This is a genomic window from Cellvibrio sp. (assembly GCF_039207905.1).
GTDB lineage: Bacteria > Pseudomonadota > Gammaproteobacteria > Pseudomonadales > Cellvibrionaceae > Cellvibrio.
Genome location: NZ_JBCECX010000009.1, coordinates 59,548 through 86,253 on the forward strand (window position 1 = coordinate 59,548; position 26,706 = coordinate 86,253).

A 26,706-nucleotide genomic window follows, 5' to 3' on the forward strand; every position below is an offset into this window, starting at 1 on the left:
AGAGTTGAAATTAATGAAATATAAATTCTCTTTGTTTTTGATGCGCTTTTCCTTCGTGCCTTTTATTTTCATTGCTGAAAACAAAGACAAAAACGCACATTTCCTAAAGAGGATTGTGTGCAAGTTAATGAAGTATCTTTGCCAAATACTGGTTAACTTACTAAATTGTCGAACCGAAAATAATTCTTGCGATTTTTGGTTGATGAGGTATGCAATTAAAAAACTACAGCTTGCTTTTATTATTTTTTTCGCAAAGCCCCGCGTAAAAAATCGGGTTTTCATTGCGCTCTTTTTTAAATTTAACATTAAGTTTACTGATGAATTGGTGAGCTGGTTCACAGGTTTATCGTTAAAGCAGGTAAGTCATATAAATTTTATTGTCCTGCTTGCTATTGGAAAACTTTTACACTAACGTGTCGAAAATTGATGCTCGGCGTAAGTTTTGAGCAGAACATCTTCTTGATCGGGACTGAAAAGTTCTTGAAAAAGAGTCCCTCTGAATACCTAAAAATTATAAAAATCAAATTCAACCTTGTGAGCATTGCCTAATTGGTAATGGGATTTTCACTAAGTCGGCAGTTTTAAAAAATAATTTATGTTTTTTTAGATTTGAGAGTGGTCAAGGGTAGCTTTTCACCTCTTTGCTTCTCCCTAATCAAAATTTGTCGCCTAAATGATAGCGCAATCTTGTATTGAATATTTTTGTGGTATACAAGTGCGCAGTGAGAGTTTATTCGCAGATCATTGGATAAATAAAAATAATAATTATGCTAATAAATTTTAATGAATTTAGAGTTTCAGTTAGCTAATGAATTTATTTCATACACAAAATTTACTAATAAAAATTAAAAATAGTTGTTGTTATCTTTGATTTATCAAACCCTTTGTAATTTTATCTCGCTTTAGTGAAGAGCAGTAATCGTTAGGTTTTTCATCCTGAAAATTTAATTTCAATACGCTTAATGATGTTTTTGGCCTTGCCTTGCTTTTCAATTTAAAAGATTGCGCTAACAAATCTATTGATGGATCGATAATGCCGCAGATGATTTCGCGGCGACCTTACCGGAATGTAGGGATAAATCAGCGTCCGCAATAATGGATGCAAAATAATAACGAGGCTTTTGCCTTACTCACTGGAACCCAGGAGAACCTGAATGACAACTCCCATAAGAAAAACCTATGGCTTGGCTGCTTTGCTAAGCCTTGGGTTGGCCGCAGCCAGCCAAGGTGCAGCGGCCAGCTGTGTTTACAAAATCAGCAATGAGTGGAACACCGGCCTCACCGGTGAGATCGTGATTACCAACAGCAGCACTACTGCTGTAAGCGGTTGGACTGTGGGGTGGCAATATGCAACTAACCGCCTTACCAGCTCATGGAATGCAAATTTAAGTGGTAGCAATCCATACACTGCATCGAATCTTGGATGGAATGGCACGCTTCAACCAGGCCAGAGCACCAGCTTTGGTTTTCAGGTTGATAAACGTGGCGGCACAGCAGAAGTTCCGAGTCTGACGGGCAGCATTTGTTCGGGTACTTCGGTCAGTTCTGTAGCACCCTCTAGCGTGCCAAATACCAGCTCTTCTCGCTCAAGCAGCCCTATAACTCCTGTGGTTAGTAGTTCAAGTTCAAGCGTGATCAATAATGGCGGCCAGCAATGTAACTGGTACGGCACTCTCTACCCATTGTGCGTGACTACGCAAAGCGGTTGGGGCTGGGAAAACAACAAGAGCTGTATCGCTCGTTCAACTTGTTTGAATGTAGTGGGTGGTTCATCCAGTAGCGTAGCTCCATCATCGAGTAGCGTGCCAACTACTCCAAGCAGCTCCTCTGTGACGACAACAAGCTCAAGTGCACCGAGCAGCTCAAGTGTTCCAACAACCTCAAGTTCGGCTCCAAGTAGCTCTTCTGTTGCACCTAGTTCTCGCTCAAGTTCATCAGTGTCTAGCGTAACGCCAGGTGAGCGTTTGGATAACCCATTTGTTGATGCGCGTTGGTACATAGATCCAATCTGGTCTGCCAAAGCGCAAGGTGAAACTAATGGTTCAAAAATCGCAGGTTACAACACTGCGGTGTGGATGGACCGTATCGGCGCTATCGCACCGACCGATGGTAGCTACGGTTTGCGTGATCATTTGGATGCAGCCTTGGCTCAAAATGCAAACGTAATTCAAATCGTTGTTTACGATCTACCGAATCGCGATTGCCATGCGTTGGCATCAAACGGTGAATTGAAACAAGGTGCTGAGGGTACTGCTCGTTATCGCACTGAATATGTTGATGCAATCGCTGCAATTTTTGGTGATAGCAAATACAGAAACTTGCGCATTATTGCCATCATCGAGCCAGATTCATTGCCGAACCTTGTGACCAACCTGAGCGATCCAGAGTGTCAACAAGCTACCGATGCAACTCACGGTTACGTAGCTAACACTCGTTACACCTTGAGCAAGCTCTACACCATTCCAAACGTATATTCATACGTTGATATCGGCCACTCTGGCTGGTTGGGTTGGACTGATAACTTCGGTAAAGCAGTAACTTTGATCGGTGATGCAATCAAAGGTGCAACCGGTGGTGTTAATACTGTTGCAGGATTCGTTTCTAACACATCTGGTTACACTCCATTGTACGAGCCATTCCTCGATTCTCTCGCTAACAGCGCATTCCCTGGCAGCGGCGGTGGTACCCAAACTCGACAAGCGAAATTCTACGAGTGGAACCCGCACTTCAGCGAAGTAACTTTCGTGCAAGCATGGCGTAACGCAATGATCTCTGCTGGTTTCCCAAGCACCATTGGTATGTTGATCGATACTGGCCGTAACGGTTGGGGTGGTCCAAACCGTCCAGCGGCGCAATCAACCAGCACGGTATTGGATACCTTTGTTGATCAATCACGTCTTGATCGTCGTACCCATCGTGGCAACTGGTGTAACCAAAGTGGTGGTATCGGTGAGCGTCCACGTGTAGCGCCGGTTGCTGGTGTTGATGCTTATGTTTGGGTGAAACCGCCGGGTGAATCTGATGGTGCTGCGTCTCTTGCGTTGTCTTACGACCCACAAGATCCAGCAAAAGGTTTCGATCGTATGTGTGATCCAACTTACAACTACAATCCTGGCAGCGGCTCTAACGTCGACACCGGTGCCTTGCCAAATGCACCAGTTGCTGGTCGTTGGTTCAAAGAAGGTTTGCAAGTATTGTTGAACAACGCTTACCCACCGCTGCAGTAATTGGGTCGGCACATTGAGTGAGAGTGTGCATGGACAGGCATTTGGAGAGATGCCCCGATCAAGGACGATTTTTTCCCCAATGGATTCAGGCGGGCGGGACGGTTTAATGACAGCTCCCGACTGCTTGCCAGATTCCAAGTGTTATCCCTGAAACAACTGTGATTTTTCCGGCCTGTTCCGCGTGATAGGCCGGATTTTTCATCGGTCTCGCCTTTTTTCTTAGATTATTTTTGCCGGTTTATTTCTGCTTGGTGGATCGCCAAAAATAATTTCAGAATCGAATCATTATTTATGTAGGTCAACACTCAGGACTGCAGGATTCATGGAGTGAATCGCCATAACAATAATTCATCTTTCACTACCACAGCAGGGGATACCACCATGCAATCTGCGTTGATAAAAAAAACGCTGGGTATGGCGACTATGTTGGCGGCAAGTTTTCTCGCGCAGCATTCTTTCGCACAATCAGCAAATTGTAGTTACAGCATTAGCAATGAATGGAATACCGGTGCAACCGGTGCAATAACAATCACGAATACCAGTACAACTGCGATAAATGGTTGGAATATTGGTTGGCAGTACACGACGAATCGTCTTTCAAGTTCCTGGAATGCAACTGTCAGCGGCAGTAATCCTTACGCTGCGACTAATCTTGCCTGGAATGGAACTATTCAACCCGGGCAAAGTGTTTCATTTGGTTTCCAAGTTGATAAGCGCGGCGGCAGTGCCGAACGTCCAACAGTAACTGGCAGTATTTGTGGGGGCAGTGTTTCATCGACACCGGCATCGTCTTCCGCACCAGCTAGCAGTGCAAGAAGTTCATCTTCGCCAATTGCATTGAGCAGTAGCGCTAGTAGCAGGTCAGTTGCTTCCAGTTCGATTGCATCAAGTCCGGCAAGTGGGCAGCAATGTAATTGGTACGGCACGCTTTATCCATTGTGTGTCACAACCCAAAGTGGTTGGGGTTATGAAAATAACAAAAGTTGTATTTCGCGTACGACTTGTACCAGTCAACCAGCACCTTACGGTGTAGTGGGTGGCGGTTCGAGTGTTGCTTCCAGTATCGCGCTATCAAGTTCGAGCGCGCCGTCGAGTGTTGCACCATCCAGTTCGAGTATTGGGTCGAGCATTGGATCGAGTGTTGCCTCAAGTATTGCGCCGAGTAGTTCAAGTATTCGCTCGTCATCCAGTGTGGCAAGCAGTGCAGCGAGCTTGAGTTTAAAAGCGCTTGCTGATTTCCCGATTGGGGTTGCCGTGCGCGCCGGTTCGGAAGCTAATAGTGTGTTGGGTAGCAGTCAGCAACAATCAGTTTTGTTCCAGCATTTTGATCAGCTAACGGCTGAGAACATTATGAAAATGAGCTATATGCATCCGAGTGAAACGACCTTCAGTTTTGCGAATGCAGATGCGCTTGTTGATTTCGCCCGTCAAAACGGATTAAGCGTTCACGCACATGCATTAATTTGGCATGAGGATTACCAGGTGCCGAATTTCATGAAAAGTTATTCCGGTGATTTCCCTGCAATGTTGAAAACCCATGTGCAAACCATTGCGGCACATTTCTCTGGCAAAGTTGCCAGTTGGGATGTGGTGAACGAAGCGATTGCAGAAAATAGCGATGGCAATGCGGTTAACGGTTTCCGCAATTCAGTGTTCTATCAAAAAATGGGCGTTAACTTTATTGACCAAGCCTTTATTTGGGCCAATGAGGCTGATCCAGTTGCCGATCTTTACTACAACGATTTCAACACTGAAACCAATGATGCCAAAACCACGCGTATGCTTAATTTAGTCGATGGATTAAAAGCGCGCGGTGTGCCTATCGATGGTGTGGGATTCCAAATGCACGTATTGCCGGATTGGCCAAGCATCGCCAATATTGAAGCGTCATTCCGTGCAGTTGCCCAACGTGGTTTGAAAGTAAAAATTACCGAGCTTGATGTGCGCGTAAATAACAAATACAACTCATCCGCACCGGTATATACCAGCTTGACTACTGCAGCAGCGGCAGCACAAGCTGAGCGCTATCGCCAAATTGTTGCGGCGTATTTGCGTGCAGTTCCTGCAGCTCAACGCGGTGGTATTACCGTGTGGGGAACGTGGGATGCCCAGAGCTGGTTTGCATCTGATCCTGATTGGCCGTTATTGTTCGATAATAATTTCCAACCTAAACCAGCATTGCAAGGATTTGCCAATGGTTTAACTGGCCAGTAAATAGTTAAAAAAATCCCGCATGTTTATGCGGGATTTTTTTTGCCTTAATTTCGTAAAACCAGAAGTTATTCCACGATAAAAATTTTATGTGTAAATAAAATAGCAGTTATAAAAATAACGTCATCGAAAAGCATGGCATACGGTCAATATTTAACACTACAACAGCGCTTTTTCTCTGGAGAATTTTATGGAACTTCCGAAACTCAATCGTTTCCGGATGGCATTCTGCATGGGTGTATTTGTGCTCTCTGCTTTTCAGCAGGCAAGTGCACAATCCGCGAGCTGTGCTTATTCGGTCACTAATGAATGGAATAATGGTTTAACCGGCAGTATTACTATTACCAATACGAGTAACGTTGCCATTAATGGTTGGTCAGTTAACTGGCAATATTCTGCTAACCGCGTTACCAGTAGTTGGAATGCAAATGTAACTGGCTCTAATCCCTACGCTGCTATGAATCTGGCGTGGAATGGCAGTATTCAGCCTGGGCAATCTATCAGCTTTGGTGTTCAGGTTGATAAAAACGGCGGTAGCGCAGAGAAACCAACTATTAATGGTGCAATTTGTAACGCATCTACTACTAGTAGTGTTGTGGCAGTATCAAGTAATGCGACAACAAGTGCTCAGGTAATAAGTAGTAGAAGCAGTTCACTTGTTGCCAGCAGCTTATCCAGTGCCACTAATTCAATTGTTAATTTGGCTTTGCTAGCAACAGCATCGACTTCTTACGTTTCTTCGTGGGAAACATTGGCTGCAGTCAATGATAATTCAACGCCAGCAAATTCTAACGATAAATCCAAGGGCGCTTACGGTAATTGGAATAATCCCAACAGCTACCAGTGGGTGGAGTACCAATGGAATAATCCGGTCACTATTTCATCATCTGAAATTTATTGGTTTGATGATGCCGGTGGTGTACTTACACCAACAACAGCAGTACTGGAATATTTTAATGGTTCGAGTTGGATAGCGATTGGCAATGTGCCAGTGGTGATTAATCGCTTTAATACGCTAACAGTGCCTAGTGTAACCACCAATCGTGTGCGCGTTCGCATGATTAACACGCAACAATCCACTGGTATTTTAGAGTGGCGTGTATTGGGTGCGAATCAAAACGGAACCGTTTCAAGCCAAGCATCGAGCATAAATTCTACAGCTAGTAGCGCATTGGTTTCGAGCAGTCGCTCTTCAATTAGTAGCGCCGTGATTTCCAGCTCCCGCTCCTCGATTGCATCATCGCTGGTGCCGTCTTCAATTGCTGCTTCTTCTGTATCAAGTAGTTCTGTGCGCAGCTCGTCCAGCTCCAGTGTTGTACCGCAAGCGTGCGTCGCGCCCAAAGCAGACAACGTCTGGGCTGGCTCAACTTGTTCAACGCCTCCAGCGAATAATTGTGTTGCCGGTAATTGGGTTGCACCAAAAGATGGTGGGGAAAATGGTGCGCCGTTGCGTTTGGAATCCGAACACTTTGCTGTTTATTGGAAAGATGGAACCAATATCACTACCGCAAATGCGCAGACAGCATTAACAACATTGGAAGGTATTTGGGAATCTTATTTTGGTGCACCCATTTATTTTCCGCAGCCTTATTGTAACTCTGCACAAAAATACAAAGCCGCTATCCACTTTGATAATGAATTTCCGTTGTGGGGCGGTGGTTGGTCACGCAATGGCGTGAACTATATGGGCATGTGGGTTGGGCCTGGTGCAGCGAATGATCCTTGGGGCTTGGCTCATGAATTTATGCACGGTGTGCAAGCGATGACGCAAGGTTTTGGCGATTGTGGTGGAGTAGGTTGCTGGATTTATGAATCCCATGCGAACTGGATGCCGCACCAATTGTTTGATAACAATGTGCATTGCTCAGAGATGTTGGTGAACGCACCACATTTATATTACGGCAACACGCGCAATCGTTACTGCAATTGGCAATTCTTCGAGTTCGTAAAAGATAAATATTGTCACAGTGCGATCAATAATATGTGGACTTACAACGCCCCCGCAGGGCAGCGTGATCCTTGGCAAAAATTAATGCTTAGTCAAAACTGGAGTATCGAGCAATTAAACGATCGCTTTGGTGAATGGGCGATGCACAACATCACTTGGGATTATAAAAATCCCGATGGTTCAGACCAAGGTGCAGTGTATCGCCAGAATTACGGCAACATTAATGCTGATGCAGGTAACTACACCGCTCGTCGTTTGCGTTTGACGCAGTTGGAGTCGCTCGATGCGAACTTCGCACAAAATCGCCGTTTTGTTTCACCTTACTATTGGGCGCCGCAGCGCTGGGGTTATAACGCCGTGCAATTATTCCCGGAAGCGGGTGCTACCAGCATTAAAGTCAGTTTCCGCGGAGTTGTGCAGAATGGTGCAAATTCCGGCTGGCGTTGGGGATTGGTATCTACCAATAGCAATATGACGCAAGCGCGCTACACCGAATTGCAACGTGGTAGCGATGGCGAATTAAATTTGTGTGTAACACCCGGCGAAAATGTATTCCTTGTTGTCACTGCAACGCCAACCGCATACCAAAAAATTACCTGGGATAATCCATCCGACGGTAAAGCCTATCCTTCGATTTATCGTTATCCCTACATGGTGGAAGTGCAGGGCGCATGGCCGCAAGGATTTAAAAATGGCGTGCGCGATGCTTGCCCCTCGGGCACTGTGCGTCACAGCAACGGTGGTGGTTGTGCACCGAGTGGTACACCATCAACAGTGTATGTCGGGCCCTACGCAAAAATTGTCGGGGGTAATGTCAGTGGTAATGCGCGGATAGAAAATCAGGCAACCGTTGTCAATGGCACCGTCTCTGGCGGCACTGTTGGAGCGCTTAGCTTGATAGGTGTGGCAAGTCATCCTCATCATGGGGCGAGCAGCTTCAATGTCAGCGGCTCGGCAAAAGTGCTCAGCACCTTTTATCCGATGGGTTGGTTTGGTTCTAACCAATCTGCATCAGGTACGGCGACCTTGATGGGCGACCTGGAATTTGTTGCGAGTGGAAAATCGAGCAACACTTTCTACGGTTTTGTCGCTAATGACTGGAACGGTGTATCCAGTGCAACCGAAGTGACTGTGGCTCCACCTTATGTGTGGCGCCCGTGATAGTCTGAGTTAAGTAATGCAAACAGGGATGTTTTTTGATCTGGCAGCGAGTTATCAAATTTAGGGTAATTCGCTGCTTTTTAAGATAAAAGTTTGGCGATAGACACGGCCTATGCTATTTATAACAGGCTTACCTAATAATAACGGAGATCTATCATGCCTCTATCCCCTGAATTAGTGACTGAAATGCAAGTCCTGCGTATGTTTGACACCAGTACCAGCCAATCCGGCTTAAAGGTTCATTCAGATGCATCGGCGGATGTTATTTCAGCCACTCGCCGGCTTTATGAAAAACAATTAATAACTCAAGTCGATGGTGGTTATTTAACCCCGCTGGGTTATGAGTCTTCTGTGCATTTGCAACAATTGCTGCAGATATTGAATTCCAAACCGCTGCTATAAATCAACCTTGTGCATGCTTTACCCAACGCAGGTAGCGCAGCACACTGCAAAAAAAATCTAAAAAAAATTCTGTGAGAGAGCACAACATGCCCACGACCTGTATCTTTTTTCGAAGGATTTTTTTGCTTATGTTTTTATCGTCTTCTTTGTCTGTGCAGGCAGAGGTAACGCGCATTCCGTTAGACAATGGCACGGTTGCGCTTGAGGTTACACCTGATATCGGCGGCCGGATTTTATCTGCCGGCCTCGTCGGCAAGCCTAATTTTTTGCGTATTGGTGCCGAGGTGGTGAGTGATCCTCATCCGGATGTCACGCCCGCTTCCAATAACATCAGCTACTTTGGGCATGAAACCTGGGTTGGGCCGCAAAGCCAATGGTGGTTGCACCAACTATTAAATGACGAGCGCCGTAAAGCCAAAGCTGTTTGGCCCCCTGATCCTTTTTTAATTCTTGCTAAAAATACCGTACAAGAAAAAACACCACAAAAAATAGTATTGCAAAGCCCGAATAGTCCCGTATCAGGCTTGGCAATGCAAAAAACATTTTCATTAGTTGATGATAATCCTAACCAAATCCGATTGGACGTAAGTGCAAAAAATATTCGCGATTCAAATATCGCATGGGATATTTGGTTTAATTCTCGTGTTCCTCACAACGCTTATGTGTATGTGCCCGTTGCCAGTATGGATGAAGTGCGCATCGAACACTTTACCGATGCAACCTACGGTCCGTTAGAACATAGTTTTAATGATGGAATCTTTGCACTGAAAAATCAGTCGCCCACGACACACCAAGGGCGCAAAGGAAAAGTCTTTATCCAACCAAAGCAAGGTTGGATGGCAGCCTTTAACAATGATCAGTTGTTGATTATTCAATTCAATCTGCAACCCAAAAGCGCGATTCATCCTGAGCAGGGGCAAATTGAACTCTATCAGGAATTTTTAAATTCAAGCCTCAATGAAGGTTTATTGGAGTTAGAAGTTCACGCACCTTATAAAACGCTCAAACCACGCGAATCCATGAGCGCAACAGAAACCTGGACGATTCTGCCTTATTCCGGTGAACAAACTCCAGCCGCGCATAATGCATTTTTACGTGAGCTAGCCGCTAGCAAACTCATAAAAATGTAACTCCCCAAAAAAAGAAACCCCTCTCAGATTAATATCTGAGAGGGGTTTTTATTGCCCAAGTAACTCTATGTATTAAAGATATCCCACTTTTTGCGCAAAAGAGATTATCGAGCTGCCGTAATCACCGCCCCAGCTGTAACCGGTGCGACGTTCTTCTGACATTTGGGTGATGTCATAGAACTTGCTGCCGTCACGATCACTGAAGAAACCTCTGTTGGTATTTAAGTCATAAAAGCGATACCACATTTTGCTTCCGGATTTTGGCACGATTGGATTGGTCGAAGCTTTTGAAGAATCGTAAGTGTAATTATTCAAGTAGGTGCTTGGGCTATTAAACCAGGCCACACCTGCACGCACAGCTGCTTCAATTTGCGTGGTTTGTGGCTGAGTCATCAAGAAAGCGAGTACACCGACAGATTCACTTCCACTTAGTGATTCCAATTCATAGGCGCGTGCTTTTTTCGGTTGATAGTCAGTAGCACCGTGTTGGGCGCACCATACAGTTAATTTTCCATTCTGTTTCCATTGTGCTTTTAATATGTAATCCACACCTTTGGTAACAGCAGTTTTAAATTTGCTGCGATCGGAGTCAGAGAACAGATCGTTATCAAACGGCGCGCGTTTATTTACCGCGAAATCCAGAACAGTTAACGCGTAAGCCATACCGTTATCATTAAAGGTAGCGTGATCGGCATAGCCACCTTTCAGCGGATAAAATTGCGGTAGCGCACCAGTGCTGTATTGCGAACTCACAATAAAATTCGCTGCTCTGCGCACGGCATCGCGGTATTTAGTATTCCCACCATTTTTATACACTTCAGCGAGATACACCATTTCGGTTATGGTTGCGCCATTATCAATGGTACCGCTGTCGCTGCCACCATTACCTGAGCCTACCGAGTTGTAGTCCAGATTTTTTGGCCAACCACCATTGGATTGTTGATACGAAAGTACGATGTCAGCTCTGCTGGCATTCCATTTTGTTCTGGATTTATTAAACCAGTTGGCAGCAGGATTGCCATCCAGTGTTAATGTTTTTACTGCTGCAGTTGAGCTGGACGATGAAGAACTTGAGCTTGATTTAATTGATGAAGAGCTGCTACTTACCGTAGTGCTGCATGCACCAGCTTTGGCTTGTGCGCCTTCAATTTTTAATGAATCTATATTCGCAAGGCCATCAGCAGTAAGCGAAGCGAGTTTCAAAATATTATTGCCTTGCACCAAATCCACTTCAACACTGACGGTTTGCCAAGTTGCCCATGCGCCGGTGCTTGGTAATTGCACCGTGTAATTACCATTGCTGCCGCCGTTAATTAACAATGAGCCATTGCGATTGGCAGTACCAGCATTGGCGTAACGGAAGGTGAGGGTGTAACGACTGCTGTTGGGAGCATTAATTGCCCATTCAATTGCAGCGCCTTGCGCATTAGTGGTGTTAGTGTAGCCATTACCTGTATAGCCAGTGTTAGTGCTTTCAGTTGCAATGCCATCTACACGGCAGAAACCAGCTTGCTCTTCCTGAATAGTGAATGATGAAACTGTCGGCACACTGCTGCTGGATTTAGAGCTACTGATGGTTGCAACAGAGCTTGATGATTTACTGCTTGATACAGCAACGCTACTCGCTACGGATGAAGGTGCAACTGAGGAGGTACCTGTTGAAGAGGTGCTGGCACCACACAAGGTTCCATTTACTTTCGGTGCACCCGCTGTTCCATTTGCTTGAAAACCAAAACTTGCCGAAGCTTTTGGTGCGAGAGTTCCGTTCCACCCGAGTGATATTGCGGTGTAGGGATTTGATCCGCTCAGGGTTGCATTCCATGCGTTAGTCACAGTCACACCTGATTCCTGCCAAGACACAGACCAGTTATTTACAGTCGATGTTGTATCGTTGGTTACTTTAATTTCTCCGGTAAAGCCAGAGCCCCAATTATTGGTTACGGTGTAAGAGCAAGCCGCCCATGAGGGTGATGCAATTGCCAGTGCGAGAGCGCCCAAGGCAAAAGATGCCTTGAGCGGCCGAATCATTTTTTTTGTTGAGTTATTCATAGTGTCCTCGAGAAAGTTATTAACTATTGTGTAGTGGTTACATCGATTTTTTACTTGCTGTAGCTTGGTGTCCAGAAGCCAAAAATATTGCTGATGGTATAAGTTGCCGCTTGCGCTGCTGTTAATTGTTTGGATTGCGGTGCACGAGCAGAGGTATTTGCGCCAGCACCAGTGGTGAGATATTCAGAGAAGCGTGCAGTATCCAAGGTGTTTTCACTCATTTTCACCCAGCCGACAGCAGAGATATGTTGGCCGAGCTCGGTACGTATATATGCTGCTGCACCGTAAGGTCTCCAGTTGCGACCCAATGCAACAGAGCCTTTGCTAACGTTGGATGCAGCAGTAACTTTTCCTCCAAGGAACACCAAACCAAAAGGTACATTTTGTTCAGTGCTCGGCGCCGTTAATGCAGAGCCGCCACCAACACTGTGGATAGTGTTGTTATCAAACACAGCTGTAGCTGCGCCGAAAATAAAATCTACCGTGCCCTGGATATGGCAATTGCGATAATACTGGGTGCCACTGTGCGTATAGAGCGTGTCCTGATTGCCGAGCAGGCGACAATTGCGGAATTGCAAACGTTGTCCTTGCGCGAGCAATGCCACTGCTTGTGAGCCGACACCAAATGAATTTTCGATAGTGATATTTTCCATCGACACATCATTTGCTTTGATGGTGACACTCGCACTTCCTGAGGTACCAATAGTGCCGCCGTTACCGTTGGATGTGCTTGCACCATCGTTATACGTCAGGATGGTTGATGATGTTTTTCCAGTTTCGCCACAAAACGTCACGAATGGTTTTGTTACCGATAATTTTTCGCGATAGGTTCCCGGTTTGATACGAATCTGCGTGGGCGTTGTGTTGGAATTGGATAACGTATTCAGTGCAGCTTGAAGGGTTCGGTATTGACCGGAACCATCTGCTGCTACGCGCAGGATTGGTTGATTGGTGATGCTGTTGCAATCAGTTGATGCAGGTGGAGTAGGGCAAGCAGCGGGAGTGATGCCATTGCCGGTTACGCGAATGCTATCAATATTGGCTAAACCATCTGCAGTCTCGGCAACCAATTTAATGCTGTTAGTGCCGGCTTTTAGCGGTATATCAACATTTACCGTTTGCCATTGGGTCCAATTACTGTTGGTGGGGAAATCCAGCGTTTTAATCTGGTTATCATTCACCACTACTGTTGCACGCCTTGCGCTTGTGCCGCCGTTACCAAAACGAATTTGCGCAGTATAGGTTTTTGCGCTGGCCGCACTAAGGCTCCATACAATGGATGCACCAACGGCATTTTCAGTATCGATAAATCCTGTGCCGGTATAACCAGCGTGTTTGTTATCAATTACGCCGGAGTTGCTACAAAATCCCACCGCACTTTCTTCAAATAGCCAACTGCTTTCTGCTGCGACGGATGATGCAGCGGATGAAGAACTTTTACTGGAGCTAATCGCAACGCTGCTTTTTACGCTGGAGCTTGAACTGATAATCGGTGTGCTGGATTTAGTGCTTGAAGTTGCTGTAGATGAGGTTGTAGCGCCACACAAACTGCCGTTTACTTTTGGCGCACCGGCAGTGCCATTGGCTTGAAATCCAAAACTGGCTGACGCGCCGGGCGCGAGTGTTGAATTCCATCCTAACCCTGTTGCTGTATATGGATTTGATCCGCTCAGTGTTGCATTCCATGCGCTGGTAACAGACACATTGGTTTCTTGCCAGGATACCGACCAGCTATTGATTGTCTGTGCAGTATCGTTGGTTACTTTGATCTCACCGGTAAAACCTGCGCCCCAATTATTGGTGACGCTATAACTGCAAGCCGCCCATGCGGATGGAGTCATCGATAGCAAAATTCCGGTAGCTAGTAAGGAGCGTTTAATTAGCTGTAGCTTTGGTGCACTCATTATATTTTTCATAGCAGTTCCCGCTGTAGGTTTTTTTAAGGCGTAGGAGTTCTTGACCCAATGCAAAAGCATTGAGCAATAGAGTTGACCAAATACCAGATCCACAGGATCACAACGGTAAGTAATGCGAGAAGATTGGGCTGTATCTGCAGCTGCCCGCACTGTTGGTAGTGCTAAAGCAATGACATAGACACCAAATTTTTTGCCGAGGATTAACGCTTATTATTAATAGCTCTTGAGCGAGCTTATAAATAGTCTATGTGACTATTTTTTGTAGTTTACTCGCCACTAATTAAGTATAAAAGTGAGTTGGTTGGTGAAATTGAAGACTTGTATGACAATTTTGAATTATTTGTGCGGCAGGTTTAATTTCGCGGGAAGTTGGCAGGTATTACATCGTCGAAATTTTACAGATGAAAGCATCCTTGCCTCATCAGTAATTGTTTTTCTTATTCTACGTAATCAACGTAGTCGGTAAACGTGGGTGGGGACATTTCCTCATGGGTCAACGGGTAGGTTTTATTAATAATTGTCAGCCCCTCGTAATTTCTTGCGCGAAAGCGCTGCTCATACTCGCGTACTAATAAACCATTACCTTGCCAGGTTCCACTCAATAAAATGTTGATTGGCAGCTTTTTATTTTGTTGATAATGAGCTTCTTCTGCTGCAAGGATTTCAGGACTTAAGGCCCAAAATGCACCGTCAGCAAGAATGTAATTTTTGAAGTAAGGCTTGTGCCCGCTTTCCTCGCTGATCAGCACTGCACCCAAGGTACCACCTGCAGATTGGCCGGTATAAGTGCGAACTCCATTGGTGCGATAGTTGGCTTCAATAAAAGGAATAAACTCTGCCTTGAGGAATTTACTGTAAGTAGTTGCGCCGGGGAGTATGTAATCCACCATACGACGATCAGTAGGGCCTTGCTCAATGCTGATGTAAATTACCTCTTTGTTATGCGCCTCAAGAACATGGGCAAATCCCTTTTGCCATTGACCGTCAGTTGAGTAAACGACCGGGTATTTCTTTTTTGATTTTTCGTAACCTGGAGGCAAGTAAATTTCATAAGGGTAGGTGATTCCTGTTATGGCTGAGCTAAAGGTTTTACCTTGTATTAGTGAACCTTTTAAGGTGATCAACGGGACGTCGGTGTAGCGCATGGACGTAAAGTTTCCACTGGCCTTACTTTTTCCATTATCTAGCTCGACGACAAAACTGCCGGCGCGATAGTCAATGTAATTCAGGTCAATTTTATAGGGTGTGTTGGTTTGATCGATGGTGCCGCTTATAGTGGATTTAGATAGACCTGATTCATTTATGGTGTTGGTTTTACTCAGAAACTTTTTCCCGTTAAGCGTAAAGGTTATCGAATTGTCACTAGCAAAGTGAGCTTCAATTTTTTCACCTTGTTTAAGTCCATTATGCGTTGCGGTGTCATTAGCATTGGTTAGGTTGAAGGTGTAGATCCTATTGATCATGCCATTTTTTAGCAGAACAAAAGGCCTATTGGATAGTGTGAAACTTCCCTTATAGGAAATAAGCAATAACTCACCTTCAAAAACTTCTATTCGTGTTTTTCCTTTTTCCGGGCTATCAAATACCAATGTTTGTTTGACATTGTATTGTTTGGGATTCATCGGACTGGCTGGTGTTTGTGCATTAATAATTAGCGAATGGTGGTCGACTTTATTGATGGTGTACTGGGTTACAAAATGTGAACCATCATGATTGGTGCCATCGTAGAATAATTCACTCGCGGAAAAGTAGGTGCTCGATGTTCCTTCGGAGCGCTGAAATTTTTCCGGTATCACTGCTTGTTCAATACTCGTTATTTCTACATCGAGTGTCATTCCATTTAGTGATTCTGGTGTAAGTCCGGAATTTTTTTCATTTACTTGTGAACAGCTATAAATCGTAAAAAGGCAAACAAAGAGCATTATTTTTTTAAACATGGCACATCCTTAGTGAAGGTAAAAAATCAAACAGCAGTGTAAACGATAGGGGATAAGGCGAAAGTAAATTATTAATTTGGGAGCTTTTTATCCGCTAAATAAAAGCGGTTTTATTTTTTATATATGATGAAAATTCCATTTGTGAATTTCATCGCAAATTACATCTTCTGTCGCTTTTATCTACCTTCGTCACAATAATATAAGTCTTATTTATTATCAAATCGGTAATATGTAGTCCTGTTGACTATTTTCATCGCGTTTTTCCCCTCGCAATTTCCCGCAAGTTTTTATAGCGATAGCTGTATCTAGTCCACGGCAGATCCTCCCGCACATGGGTAGGTTTTCCCTGTGTCGGGTTAATAACGAATAACAACAGGAGAACTACCTGATGAATATTTCACAGCTCAAAAAATTGGGCTCTGTTGCGCTATTGGCTGCAGGAATACTTTCTGCCCAAGCCTCGTTAGCGCAAAGCGCCACTTGTAAATATGTAGTGACCAATAGCTGGGGTGCTGGTGCAACTGCCAGTATCGAAATTACCAATACCGGTTCAACAGCGTTAAATAGTTGGAGCGTGAATTGGGCTTATGTAAACAATCGAATTACCGGTAGTTGGAATGCCACGCTTGCAGGAACAAATCCCTACAGTGCGTCCAACCTAAGCTGGAATGGTAGCGTCCCACCGGGGCAGACAGTTTCATTTGGATTCCAAGTGAATACCAATGGCGCAGTAGAAACGCCGGTTGTGACAGGTGCAATTTGTGGTGCTGCCTCATCGGTCGCTTCCAGTATTCGTTCTTCGAGTGCACCGTCTTCCGTTGCTCCTTCATCTGTTGCTCCTTCATCACGCTCATCGTCTTCTTCCTTGCTACCTTCTTCATCGTCTTTGAGTTCATCAAGCAGATCATCACTCTCATCAAGTGTGAGTTCAGTTTGTGCAGCAGCGGCGCAATGTAATTGGTACGGTACGCTTTATCCGGTTTGTGTTTCCACCCAAAGTGGCTGGGGATACGAAAATAATAAGAGCTGTATTTCTACCTCGACTTGCACAAGCCAGCCGTCGCCATTCGGTGTGGTAGGCGGATGTGCGTTATCAAGTTCATCGCTAAGTTCAAGCTCGATTAGCTCCAGTTCATCGAGCAGTGTTATTGTTTCTTCCAGTAGTTCATCGATTCGCTCATCAAGCAGTGTGAGTTCATCCAGCAGTAGTGCAAGCGGCATTATCCCGAATGCGACTGCAAGTGGCTGGCCGTATTGCCGTTCAGCGGATTCAGATCCGGATGGCGATGGATGGGGCTGGGAGAATGCTTACTCTTGTATCGTTTATGGATCTGCTCCTGATGGCGGTGCGGGAAATTTCTCTTACTGCATGATTGGTTCATCAAAATTAAATTTGTGCTCAACCGATAGCGGCAGTTGGGGATACCAAAGTGGCGCTGTGTGTTTATCAAAAAGCATGTGTCCGGGAATGGGTAGTGCAACACAAGCGCCTGCGCGTGCTGCACCTGTTAATGCAAGCGCAGATGCTACAACCAAAAACGTTTTCACTTATCTGAAATCGATTTGGGGAAATCACATGCTGTCTGGCCAGCAAGATTTGACTTGGCAAGACAATATCGACCAATACCAGCGCGTCATTAATGATACCGGTCGTGCGCCGGCGATTATGGGTTATGACTTTATGAATTACGGTATGTGGGCGGGTAACCCCGGGCTTGCACAAACGGAAGAGGGAATTGCTCATTGGAATCGCGGTGGTCTTGTGACGTTTGCATGGCACTGGCGCGATCCTAATGCGAGCAACAACTCTATCGGTGCGTTCTACACCGCAGATACTAATTTCTCGATTCCAATTGCAAATGGCCAGCTTGATACATCCAGTCCAAGTTTCGCAAACATCCAGGCGGATGTTGCATTAATCGCCGCTGAATTACAAAAGTTGGAGAACGCTGGTGTAACTGTTTTATGGCGCCCGCTCCACGAAGCATCTGGTGGTTGGTTCTGGTGGGGGCGTGCTGATCGCACCGACGGAATTCCTGCTGCTTATGCGCAAGTTGTGTTGTGGCGTTATCTCTACGATCGTCTGACTAATTTCTACGGTTTGAATAATCTAATTTGGGTGTGGAATGGTCAAAGCGCTGCCTGGTATCCGGGTGATGCTTATGTCGATATCGTTAGTCATGATATTTACGATGGCAGCCGTAATTACGAATCGCAAGCATCAGTTTTCAATATGGCAAAAGCTTATTCGCAAGAAAGCAAAATGGTTGCGCTGAGTGAAAACAGCAATATTCCTGATCCGGATTTAATGCAGCAAGACAATGCATGGTGGTTATATTTTGTAGTCTGGAATGACACTGATACTGCTGAGGGTGTATCCAGCTCTAGCAACTTCTGGACCGGCGAGTACTACAACACTAATGCACACAAACGCCATGTGTATAACCACGAGCGCGTTATCACTTTGGATGAATTACCGAATTTTTAATTAAGCCTTAATTAAAGGATCAGTAGTTGTATTCACCCTTATACGCGAGCCTCTTGCGAGGCTCGCGTTTTTCACCTTTCAGAGTCTGCAAATTTTTGCTCTGAAAATTCACAATAACGATAGGAGAAATACCTGATGAATATTTCGAAGATCAAAAACCTTGCGACGGCTGCGCTGTTTGGTGCTGGCTTGTTTGTCTCGCAAGGTTCGCTGGCGCTAAGTTCAATTGCGCCAATCGCTAACTGTAAATATGTAGTGAATAACTCCTGGGGGAGTGGCGCAACTGCCAGTGTTGAAATCACCAATATAAGATCAACTGTAATCAGTGGTTGGAGTGTAAATTGGAGTTATGTCAATAACCGTATTACCGGCAGCTGGAACGCAACCGTTACTGGCAGTAATCCATACACTGCTACTAACCTGAGTTGGAATGCTAATATCCAACCTGGCCAAACAGTATCAATTGGTGTACAGGTTAATGGTAACGGTGCTATTGAGGCGCCGACTGTATATGGATCTATTTGCACGAATAGTTACACCAGTACTTCTTCTGTAACGACTAGCACCTCTACTTCGTCTTCAGCTATTCCTTCAAGCCGCTCATCTTCATCGAGTCTAGTGCCCTCATCAAGCAGTGTGGTTCCCTCCAGCTCTTCGCAAGCGTGCAATAACAGCGGTGCGCAATGTAATTGGTACGGTACGCTTTATCCTGTTTGCATCAGCACACAAAGTGGTTGGGGTTATGAGAACAATAAAAGTTGTATTTCAGTTGCAACCTGTACTTCGCAGCCATCTCCTTATGGCGTAGTAGGTGGCACTGCTTGCCCGGTATCAAGCTCTGCAATTAGTTTGAGTTCGAGCAGTCGTGCACCATCCAGTTCCTCACGCTCGTCATCTTCGTTGTATTGCCCACAGGGTAATAGTTGGCCTGATTGCCCGTGGACGACATGGAGCGATGCATATTGTGCTCAACTTGGCCCATCTCTTTGCCCCAGAAGTTCTTCCAGTGCGAGTTCACGTTCTTCCAGTTCAGTTGGCTCGGCAAGTTCTGTTGGTTTGACCAGTGTTGAATTAACCAAGCGTATGGGAATTGGTTGGAATGTTGGTAATTCATTGGATGCAATTGGTGGAGAAACCAATTGGGGGAATCCATTAATTACCCAGCAATTGATTAATTCGGTAAAAGCAGCGGGTTTTAAAACCATTCGGTTGCCAGTTGCCTGGAGTAAATTTTCTAACGAAGCAAACTTTACTATCCAAAGCGCTTGGATGGATCGCGTTGAACAAGTGGTGAATTACGCACTCAATGCTGATATGTATGTGGTAATGAATATCCACTGGGATAACGGTTGGATGCAACCCACCAATGCGCAACAAGCTTATGTGAATAACCGTTTGAAAATCATGTGGACTCAAATCGCCACACGTTTTGCTAACTATGATGATCGCTTATTGTTTGCGGGTACCAACGAGGTAATGGTGGATGGTGATTACGGCACCCCGACAGCGGAATACTACACAGTGCAAAACAGTTTTAACCAAACATTTGTAACCACTGTGCGTGCGACTGGCGGGAAAAATGCAACGCGTCATTTGGTGGTGCAGGGCTTCAACACGAATATTGACCACACCGTAAACTTTGCAAAAATCCCAACTGATACAGTAAGTAACCGTTTGATGATGGAAGTGCATTATTACGATCCTTACAACTTCACGCTTAACACCAGCAGTAATATCACCCAATGGGGTTCAATCGCCACCAACCCAAGCGCGACTGAAACCTGGGCTAATGAATCCTATACCGATGCTCAATTCCAAAAGATGAAAGTGAATTTTGTGGATAAGGGCATTGGTGTGATTTTGGGTGAATATGGCGTGGTATCGCGAACCAATATTGCTGGTCATGAAACCTATCGTAATTATTGGAACGAGTATATTACCAAGTCAGCGTATACACGTGGATTGGTTCCAGTATATTGGGATAATGGATACGGCGGTAACGGCGGCATGGCTTTGTTTGATCGTGCTTCTGGGACACAACTATATCCAGCGCTGATTCAGGCGATTGTAAAGGCGGATGATTGATTTTGATGATGCTGTAATAAAAATAACCTCCCTTAGGTGGGGGAGGTTATTTAAATATTGTTTAACAATAGCAATCTATTGAAGCTTGCCAATCAAGGTTTAAGTCTGATCTGGCTGCTCAGGCTCTATTGAGCCTCTCTTTTCAGAAGGATCAATCGACTTTTTCGGAGATCGTTGGTCGGTTCTATTGGCTTCTTCAACAACCTCGGTAGCATGCTGCCAATGAGCTTTTGAGAGTCCTTCCGGTTTTCCATCTGCTTCCCACATTTGATATGCCAATTCACGTATGCGCTCTTCGTTGCTTTTCATAAAGTGCCTCATTACATAAATAAAATTGGTATATATCAATAACCTAAATCGTGTGTCGGTGTGGTGTGCCTCATAATTGGATTTTGAGTTTTTCTCGTCTGCGCATCAACATACATCCTACCAAGCCAATTCCGAATAAGGAGAGTGAGCTGGATTCCGGTACTGACACTGCGGCTGCCATGGGGGCGGTGATTTCAGTAATCGTCCAGTTATTAAAATCACTTGCGCTGCGATATTGGTTTTCTAAGGTTGCAGCAATTATCCAAGTGTTTTGTGGGCGAGGGATGGTGATATTAATGTCTTCCCAAAAACGATCACAATTGCATGTGGTCACACCGCCTGCGCTGATAAAGCGGATGTCATGATCACGTAAGTGATTCCGATAGCGGCTGTCGGCGAGATCACGGACTTCTATCGCAGTAACGAAATTCCAGAATTTAATTGTTTTGTCCGGATTGATCACAATCTTTCCATAAAATAATGAATGGAAATCCGGCGTCAGGTATTCGTTGCCAACGGTAGTATCAGTAACAATCTCTGCATCTTTGATAATAAAAGATGTTGGTGCTGTGTCTGATAGAAGTGTCTCGTCAATATTAAAAGAAAAGCCGAAAGCAATTTTCCCATCTGCATCAGTACTTAATTCCAGTCCATAATCCTCGCCATTTAAAATTGACGTTTGCCACTCAAGCGCATCGCTTGAGTAGGTGTATTGCAAATATGCGGAGGATGTTTGTGCGATAAAAAAGGAGCCAAGAATTGCAACGCAACTTTGAAAAAAATGAAACGTTTTCATTGAATAATTCCTTTCAGTTGAGGGAGGGAGCTTATTACAACTTATAAATAAGGCGGGTAATTCAAACATGGGCACTAGATTATGAATGTGCAGTTAGACACACAACTTGGGGCATGGCGCCTTAATCGCCAGTCACCCGACGAACGGTGTTGGCGCGATATACACATTGCTTGCGCACTGTGTATATCTGTGTATACTGTGCATATCGTATATATACAGATGGTGTTTGTGTGACCGAAGTATTGTTTCTTTCGCAGAACGACAGTCGGCCCATGTATCAGCAGATCATGGAGCAGATAAAACAAAAGGTGCGCGCGGGCGATTGGCCTGCGGGACATCCGCTGCCGTCGATCCGTGAATTGAGTGTGAATACTCAGGTAAGCGTTATTACCGTCAAGCGAGCCTATACCGAGCTTGAGGCAGAAGGAGTGATAGTGACGCAGGCGGGGCGAGGTTCTTTTGTAGCCGAGGCCGTCGATCTGCCGCAAGAGTTGGTGCAGGTTGAGCTGGATAAAACGCTGGATAGTTTTATCACCAGTGTACGCAGGTTGGGGTTAGGCGACGCAGAGATAGTAGCGTTGGTAAAAAAAACATTGGCAGACAAGTAGATCCAGCGAGGATCAGGCTTGTACAGGAAAAATTATTTAGGAGGATGTATGAAAAAAATAATAGTGATACAGGCTATTGGTTTATTGCTTACCAGTTTGTGCGTGAATGCTTTAGCCGAAGATTTACCAAAATCAGGCAGCTTCAATATTCAGTCAATCTCTAAGGCTTATGCGCCCGTAAAATTCAATGATGATTACACCCACAATACTGCTACAGGCGTGACCTTTAATGAAAAAGGTAGCGGGCCTTTGCATTTGGGAAAATCTGCATGCTCTATCTCAAGTTTGACTCGTAAGGATATTAATAAGGTAATCGGCTTTTGCAACTTTGAAGACAAGGATGGCGATAGTATTTTTGTGCAATATTCTGGCAAGAGCAATGCAAAAGGTGAGTTCAGTGGAGAGAACGATATCATTGGCGGTACAGGTAAATTTAAGGGCATTAGCGGCAATGGTCCGGTCGCTTGCGCCAATACTGACAAAAAGGGCGAATTTCCTTGCACTCAACAATTCGACTACCAGTTGCCTGAATAAGAGAAAAGATAATGCAAAACGCCATCGAATTTAATCAGGTCTGTAAGCGCTACCCGGATTTTTTCCTGGATCATCTTGATTTGAAGTTGCCTGTCGGGCAAGTGATGGGATTGGTTGGCGTAAATGGAGCAGGGAAGTCCACCGCATTACGTTTGATTCTGGGATTGATTCAGCCAGATGCTGGCAGTGTAGATGTGTTGGGGTATCGCTTGCCTGAAAACCAAGTATTGGCGAAAGAGAACATTGGTTATGCAGCTGAGGACATGCGTCTTTATCGCAATGAAAACCTGCGCTGGCATATGCAGTTTATTCAATCGATTTTCCCGAGTTGGGACCCTCTTTACGCCGAGCATTTGTTAAAGCGTTTTGACATGAATGCTGAGCAAAAAACCTCTGGTTACTCACATGGACAGCGGGTAAAAGCGAGTTTGATTTTATTGTTGGCGCGGCGCCCGCGCTTAGTGATTCTGGATGAACCTACCACGGGTCTTGATCCGGTTTCACGCTATGAAGTGCTGGCTGAATTGGCGGAAATCCTGCGCGACGAAAATCGCAGCGTGTTATTTTCCTCGCACAGTACACAGGACGTAGAACAGCTTTCTGATTCGATTACGTTTCTACACAAAGGGAAAACATTGGCTTGTCAGGATAAAGAAACTTACATCGGTAGTTGGCGACGAATTTTGTGTTCGGGTTCGCTCGTGAATCCGTTGGATATTCCCGGTATCGCTGAGCTAAAAAGCAATGGTTCTTTGCATGAAATTAAAGTCAGGGATTTTGATGATTCCGTGCTTGCGAAGCTGGGGGCATCAGGTTTGGCTGTATCCCAGGTTGAGCGCATGACATTAGAGCAAATTTTTATCGCAAGTGTGAGAGAGGTAGCGAGAAAATGAATTCTGGAATTGATAGTTTGCAAGATGAGGTAGGGATTGACTCGCCAGCTAATCGTCCATCGCTGAATATGCCAGTGATCAAGCAATTGATTTATAAAGATTGGTATTTAAACCGAAAGTTATTGGCAATTTATATTGGTGGGGGAATTTTTGCACTGAGTATTCTTAGTTTGGGGCAATGGCAGTTCTTTATGGGCTCCATCATATTCATCACTATGTTGGTTGCGCTGGGGAATCACCAGTTATCCACTACCATGATTAATGAACGAAAAGAGCAAACGCTGGCATTTGTAATGAGTTTACCTGTTTCACCAGCAGACTACGCGATGGCTAAATTTCTCTCGAATATGGTGTTGTTTTTTATTCCCTGGTCGTTTTTGGTCACTATAACAGCGCTGGTAATATTACTCACTTCATTGCCGGACGGTTTGTTAGCTTTTGCATTGCTTGTCTGTGTGTTGGTTGCAGTAAATCATTGTATTTGTTGGGCTGTTACTATGTGTACTGAAACGGAAGGCTCTTTTTTGATTGTTATGATCGGCCTTAACTGTTTGTTAAATCCTGCGTTGTACGCTTTGGCAAGCTCACCCGAGATCGGCGGTTTTACTCGAGGTGATATTTTTGTCTGGACAAGTACTGCAACGATTATTTTGGCATGTGAAATTATTGCCATTCTCCTGCTGCTGTTCGGCACGCTGTATTTTCGATCGCGAAAGAAAGTTTTTTTCTAGGCATGATTCTCTCTCCTGCTTAACGCAGGGAACTCCAAACTCTTCCTAATGGTGGTCATTATGAGCTCCACAGAATTAATTCGTCCTTATGAAAGTGAAAGGTTGCATTATCTGGATAATTTGCGCGCGTTGGCGATGATTGGTGGCGTGTTTTTCCATGCTGCACTTGCCTATAGTCCGCAGTTGCATAATTTGTGGCTTACAGCGGACAAGGAGCAATCCCAAGTGATTGATATCTTCAGCTGGTTCACACATCTATTCCGCATGCCAGTGTTTTTTGTTATTGCCGGATTTTTTGTTGCTTATTTGGTGGGTAAGCGTGGAATGCGTGGGATGTTGGTTAACCGCGCCAAGCGAATTTTATTGCCCTTGGTTATTTTCTTACCTTTGTGTTTATGGGCTGTGATTGCAACACTAATGTCTGCTGTTGCTTCTGTGGAAAATAAATCACCGGTTATGAATTTTATCGCTTATGCAATGGCAAATCCGGGAACAGCTCCGCCACCTCCTGTTACTACGCTGCATCTTTGGTTTTTATATAATTTAGTATTCTTTTGTATTCTGACCTGGGTGCTTAGCTACATTAACTGGTCGCGCATATTCAATATTTTTAGCACTATCAAGCCACTCTATTTTATTTTTGGCTTTCCGCTGTTGGTGCTGCCCGCATTGCTTTCAATATCATCACCTTTGCCAGCACCAGATCAAATGCTACCCCAGCTGTGGTCGTTCGGTTTCTTCGGATTATTCTTTGTGCTTGGTTATTGGATATTCCGAACTCCGCAATTCATTGAGCGATTTAATCCTTATGCATTGGCATTATTTATTGGCAGCCTTGTGTTTTACGCAGTCTATTATTATTTGATGCCCAAACAATTAGCATTTCCGCCCGCACCTATAGAGTACCCTTTAAATGCATTATTGAAATTATGCGAAGCTTACATTTCTGTGTGGATGACGCTGGCCTGTTTGGTGGCGGGAAAGCGCTATTTAAACCCACACAATCGTGTAATGCGTTTTTTATCCGATAGCTCTTATTGGATCTACATCGCCCATTTGCCGCTGCTCTTTGCAGTGCAATATCAGTTAATGGATAAAGATTGGAGTTTACTAGCGAAATACAGTGCATCTGTAGGTGTCACATTGGTGCTTTGTATTGTGAGCTATTTGTTGTTTGTTCGCTGGACGCCCATTGGCTGGATGCTAAATGGGCGTAAAAAATCAGCAGCTAAAAAAGATGCAGTGCTGGTAACTTCATAGTTATCAATACATTTGATTGTATTAACTTATTGCTCTCAGCCGTACCACATCCTGCATTGGTGGAAGCCCGAAAAAGCGTGCGTATTCACGGCTGAATTGCGATGGGCTTTCGTAGCCGACTTGATAAGCAATATCGGCAGCGCCTTGTTGGCTTTCCAATAATATTCTGCGAGCTTCAAGTAAGCGCATTTGTTTTTGATATTGCAACGGGCTCAGGTCGGTGATGTTTTTAAAATGACGATGAAATGCGGATGAGCTCATGCTCGCGATATCCGCCAATTGTTCAACCAATAATGTCTGCTGATAATGCTGGCGAATCCACTGGATTGCTTTATGGATTTTCGTCAGCGCACTGCCTGCGCTCGCTATTTCTTGCAATAGCCAACCCTGCGGCCCTTGCAATACCAGATACAACAACTCGCGCTCGTACAGCGGCGCGAGGGTGGGAATATCTTGCGGCGTATCCATTAATCGCAGCAAGCGATACCAGGCATCCATCAAGCGGTCATTCATCTCGCATACCGAAAAGCCGCGCGCGTTATCGGGGATAGAAATTATCGGGGTAGTCGTCATCACTTCTGCCACTGCAGCGGCACTGATTGTCAGGCTGACTGCCATATAAGGCTTGTCGGGGGTGGCAGCGACCACTTTGCCGGTCGCGGGTAAATCAACTGACATTACAAAATAACTCGCTGGATTGTAGTGCAGGACTTGCTCTCCAATCGTCAGGATTTTGCTGCCCTGAACAACAAGGTTAATCATCGGTTCGTACACGGCGGAGAGCTTATGTGCGGGGATTTCTCCTTTCACCATCGCGAGGCGCGGGATGCCGGTTTCGGTTCGGCGTGGTTCTGCGCGATTTACCAAACGGCACAATTGTTCCAAGGTGCTAATAGTCATTTCATGCTCATAAATAGTGCTGCAGGCAGGATTAGGCAAGAGTCCGGTGGTATTGCGATACCGCCATTCCTGCCGTAAAAATATCATAAACCTCATTCGCGATGTGCGATTTGTGCCAGGC

The 26,706-nt window shown here is 45.0% G+C and carries 18 protein-coding genes; 12 read left to right on the forward strand and 6 right to left on the reverse strand.

Annotation, left to right across the window (positions count from 1 at the left end; genetic code table 11):
- The first annotated feature begins 1,154 nt into the window (after positions 1-1,154).
- From AAGC78_RS07145 to AAGC78_RS07165, 5 genes are all read left to right on the forward strand, one after another.
- The gene (locus tag AAGC78_RS07145; RefSeq protein ID WP_435783371.1) at positions 1,155-3,227 is read left to right on the forward strand and encodes a glycoside hydrolase family 6 protein; all 2,073 of its coding nucleotides are present in this window, start codon (positions 1,155-1,157) and stop codon (positions 3,225-3,227) included.
- A 327-nt stretch (positions 3,228-3,554) separates the two neighbouring features.
- Positions 3,555-5,441, forward strand: coding sequence for an endo-1,4-beta-xylanase (locus AAGC78_RS07150; protein ID WP_435783372.1), 1,887 nt, complete (start codon positions 3,555-3,557; stop codon positions 5,439-5,441).
- A 187-nt stretch (positions 5,442-5,628) separates the two neighbouring features.
- Positions 5,629-8,547 carry a DUF6055 domain-containing protein gene (locus AAGC78_RS07155; protein WP_435783373.1) on the forward strand — a complete coding sequence of 973 codons (2,919 nt, stop codon included), beginning with the start codon at positions 5,629-5,631 and terminating at the stop codon, positions 8,545-8,547.
- A 156-nt stretch (positions 8,548-8,703) separates the two neighbouring features.
- Positions 8,704-8,949: a TIGR02647 family protein gene (locus AAGC78_RS07160; protein WP_435783374.1), complete on the forward strand. Its 246-nt coding sequence runs from the start codon at positions 8,704-8,706 to the stop codon at positions 8,947-8,949.
- Between the two features lie 128 nt (positions 8,950-9,077).
- The gene (locus AAGC78_RS07165; protein ID WP_435783375.1) at positions 9,078-10,079 is read left to right on the forward strand and encodes a DUF4380 domain-containing protein; all 1,002 of its coding nucleotides are present in this window, start codon (positions 9,078-9,080) and stop codon (positions 10,077-10,079) included.
- A gap of 72 nt (positions 10,080-10,151) precedes the next feature.
- On the opposite strand, the gene pelA is transcribed toward AAGC78_RS07165, so the two are convergent.
- The 3 genes from pelA to AAGC78_RS07180 all read right to left on the reverse strand — a co-directional run bounded on the left by pelA (position 10,152) and on the right by AAGC78_RS07180 (position 15,981).
- Positions 10,152-12,128, reverse strand: coding sequence for a pectate lyase (gene pelA, locus AAGC78_RS07170; protein ID WP_435783376.1), 1,977 nt, complete (start codon positions 12,126-12,128; stop codon positions 10,152-10,154).
- 50 nt (positions 12,129-12,178) lie between these two features.
- A complete protein-coding gene (locus AAGC78_RS07175; protein ID WP_435783377.1) occupies positions 12,179-14,044 on the reverse strand; it encodes a pectinesterase family protein in 1,866 nt (621 codons plus the stop codon).
- A gap of 437 nt (positions 14,045-14,481) precedes the next feature.
- Positions 14,482-15,981 (reverse strand): alpha/beta hydrolase, encoded by a 1,500-nt coding sequence (locus AAGC78_RS07180; protein ID WP_435783378.1) that lies wholly within the window; start codon positions 15,979-15,981, stop codon positions 14,482-14,484.
- 388 nt (positions 15,982-16,369) lie between these two features.
- Between AAGC78_RS07180 and AAGC78_RS07185 the strand changes: the two genes are divergently transcribed.
- Positions 16,370-18,469 (forward strand): glycosyl hydrolase, encoded by a 2,100-nt coding sequence (locus tag AAGC78_RS07185; RefSeq protein ID WP_435783379.1) that lies wholly within the window; start codon positions 16,370-16,372, stop codon positions 18,467-18,469.
- A 135-nt stretch (positions 18,470-18,604) separates the two neighbouring features.
- Entirely contained in the window at positions 18,605-20,554 is a 1,950-nt protein-coding gene (locus AAGC78_RS07190) for a cellulase family glycosylhydrolase (RefSeq protein ID WP_435783380.1), read from the forward strand.
- A 99-nt stretch (positions 20,555-20,653) separates the two neighbouring features.
- Here AAGC78_RS07190 and AAGC78_RS07195 read toward each other — a convergent pair whose 3' ends face one another.
- Entirely contained in the window at positions 20,654-20,863 is a 210-nt protein-coding gene (locus tag AAGC78_RS07195; protein WP_435783381.1) for a DUF2934 domain-containing protein, read from the reverse strand.
- Between the two features lie 70 nt (positions 20,864-20,933).
- Positions 20,934-21,728 (reverse strand): PEP-CTERM sorting domain-containing protein, encoded by a 795-nt coding sequence (locus AAGC78_RS07200; protein ID WP_435783382.1) that lies wholly within the window; start codon positions 21,726-21,728, stop codon positions 20,934-20,936.
- Positions 21,729-21,889: 161 nt separating this feature from the next.
- On the opposite strand from AAGC78_RS07200, the gene AAGC78_RS07205 reads away from it, so the two are divergent.
- The 5 genes from AAGC78_RS07205 to AAGC78_RS07225 all read left to right on the forward strand — a co-directional run bounded on the left by AAGC78_RS07205 (position 21,890) and on the right by AAGC78_RS07225 (position 25,685).
- Positions 21,890-22,267, forward strand: a complete 378-nt coding sequence (locus tag AAGC78_RS07205) for a GntR family transcriptional regulator (RefSeq protein ID WP_435783383.1) — start codon at positions 21,890-21,892, stop codon at positions 22,265-22,267.
- Between the two features lie 48 nt (positions 22,268-22,315).
- Positions 22,316-22,801: a hypothetical protein gene (locus AAGC78_RS07210; RefSeq protein ID WP_435783384.1), complete on the forward strand. Its 486-nt coding sequence runs from the start codon at positions 22,316-22,318 to the stop codon at positions 22,799-22,801.
- Positions 22,802-22,812: 11 nt separating this feature from the next.
- Complete coding sequence (locus AAGC78_RS07215; protein WP_435783385.1) at positions 22,813-23,694, forward strand: ATP-binding cassette domain-containing protein; 882 nt, start codon at positions 22,813-22,815, stop codon at positions 23,692-23,694.
- 74 nt (positions 23,695-23,768) lie between these two features.
- Positions 23,769-24,425 carry an ABC-2 transporter permease gene (locus tag AAGC78_RS07220; protein ID WP_435783386.1) on the forward strand — a complete coding sequence of 219 codons (657 nt, stop codon included), beginning with the start codon at positions 23,769-23,771 and terminating at the stop codon, positions 24,423-24,425.
- A gap of 60 nt (positions 24,426-24,485) precedes the next feature.
- Positions 24,486-25,685, forward strand: a complete 1,200-nt coding sequence (locus AAGC78_RS07225) for an acyltransferase family protein (protein WP_435783387.1) — start codon at positions 24,486-24,488, stop codon at positions 25,683-25,685.
- 21 nt (positions 25,686-25,706) lie between these two features.
- On the opposite strand, the gene AAGC78_RS07230 is transcribed toward AAGC78_RS07225, so the two are convergent.
- Complete coding sequence (locus AAGC78_RS07230; protein ID WP_435783388.1) at positions 25,707-26,672, reverse strand: AraC family transcriptional regulator N-terminal domain-containing protein; 966 nt, start codon at positions 26,670-26,672, stop codon at positions 25,707-25,709.
- Between the last annotated feature and the right edge of the window lie 34 nt (positions 26,673-26,706).

Excerpts from the sequence above, each read along its gene's own strand:
- AAGC78_RS07230 (WP_435783388.1), bottom strand. The coding sequence starts at position 26,672 with ATGATATTTTTACGGCAGGAATGGCGGTATCGCAATACCACCGGACTC.
- AAGC78_RS07190 (WP_435783380.1), top strand. The coding sequence starts at position 18,605 with ATGAATATTTCGAAGATCAAAAACCTTGCGACGGCTGCGCTGTTTGGT.
- AAGC78_RS07215 (WP_435783385.1), top strand. The coding sequence starts at position 22,813 with ATGCAAAACGCCATCGAATTTAATCAGGTCTGTAAGCGCTACCCGGAT.
- AAGC78_RS07155 (WP_435783373.1), top strand. The coding sequence starts at position 5,629 with ATGGAACTTCCGAAACTCAATCGTTTCCGGATGGCATTCTGCATGGGT.
- AAGC78_RS07165 (WP_435783375.1), top strand. The coding sequence starts at position 9,078 with ATGTTTTTATCGTCTTCTTTGTCTGTGCAGGCAGAGGTAACGCGCATT.
- AAGC78_RS07200 (WP_435783382.1), bottom strand. The coding sequence starts at position 21,728 with ATGTTTGAATTACCCGCCTTATTTATAAGTTGTAATAAGCTCCCTCCC.
- AAGC78_RS07210 (WP_435783384.1), top strand. The coding sequence starts at position 22,316 with ATGAAAAAAATAATAGTGATACAGGCTATTGGTTTATTGCTTACCAGT.
- AAGC78_RS07185 (WP_435783379.1), top strand. The coding sequence starts at position 16,370 with ATGAATATTTCACAGCTCAAAAAATTGGGCTCTGTTGCGCTATTGGCT.
- AAGC78_RS07225 (WP_435783387.1), top strand. The coding sequence starts at position 24,486 with ATGAGCTCCACAGAATTAATTCGTCCTTATGAAAGTGAAAGGTTGCAT.
- AAGC78_RS07195 (WP_435783381.1), bottom strand. The coding sequence starts at position 20,863 with ATGAAAAGCAACGAAGAGCGCATACGTGAATTGGCATATCAAATGTGG.
- AAGC78_RS07160 (WP_435783374.1), top strand. The coding sequence starts at position 8,704 with ATGCCTCTATCCCCTGAATTAGTGACTGAAATGCAAGTCCTGCGTATG.
- AAGC78_RS07175 (WP_435783377.1), bottom strand. The coding sequence starts at position 14,044 with ATGAAAAATATAATGAGTGCACCAAAGCTACAGCTAATTAAACGCTCC.
- AAGC78_RS07180 (WP_435783378.1), bottom strand. The coding sequence starts at position 15,981 with ATGTTTAAAAAAATAATGCTCTTTGTTTGCCTTTTTACGATTTATAGC.
- pelA (WP_435783376.1), bottom strand. The coding sequence starts at position 12,128 with ATGAATAACTCAACAAAAAAAATGATTCGGCCGCTCAAGGCATCTTTT.
- AAGC78_RS07145 (WP_435783371.1), top strand. The coding sequence starts at position 1,155 with ATGACAACTCCCATAAGAAAAACCTATGGCTTGGCTGCTTTGCTAAGC.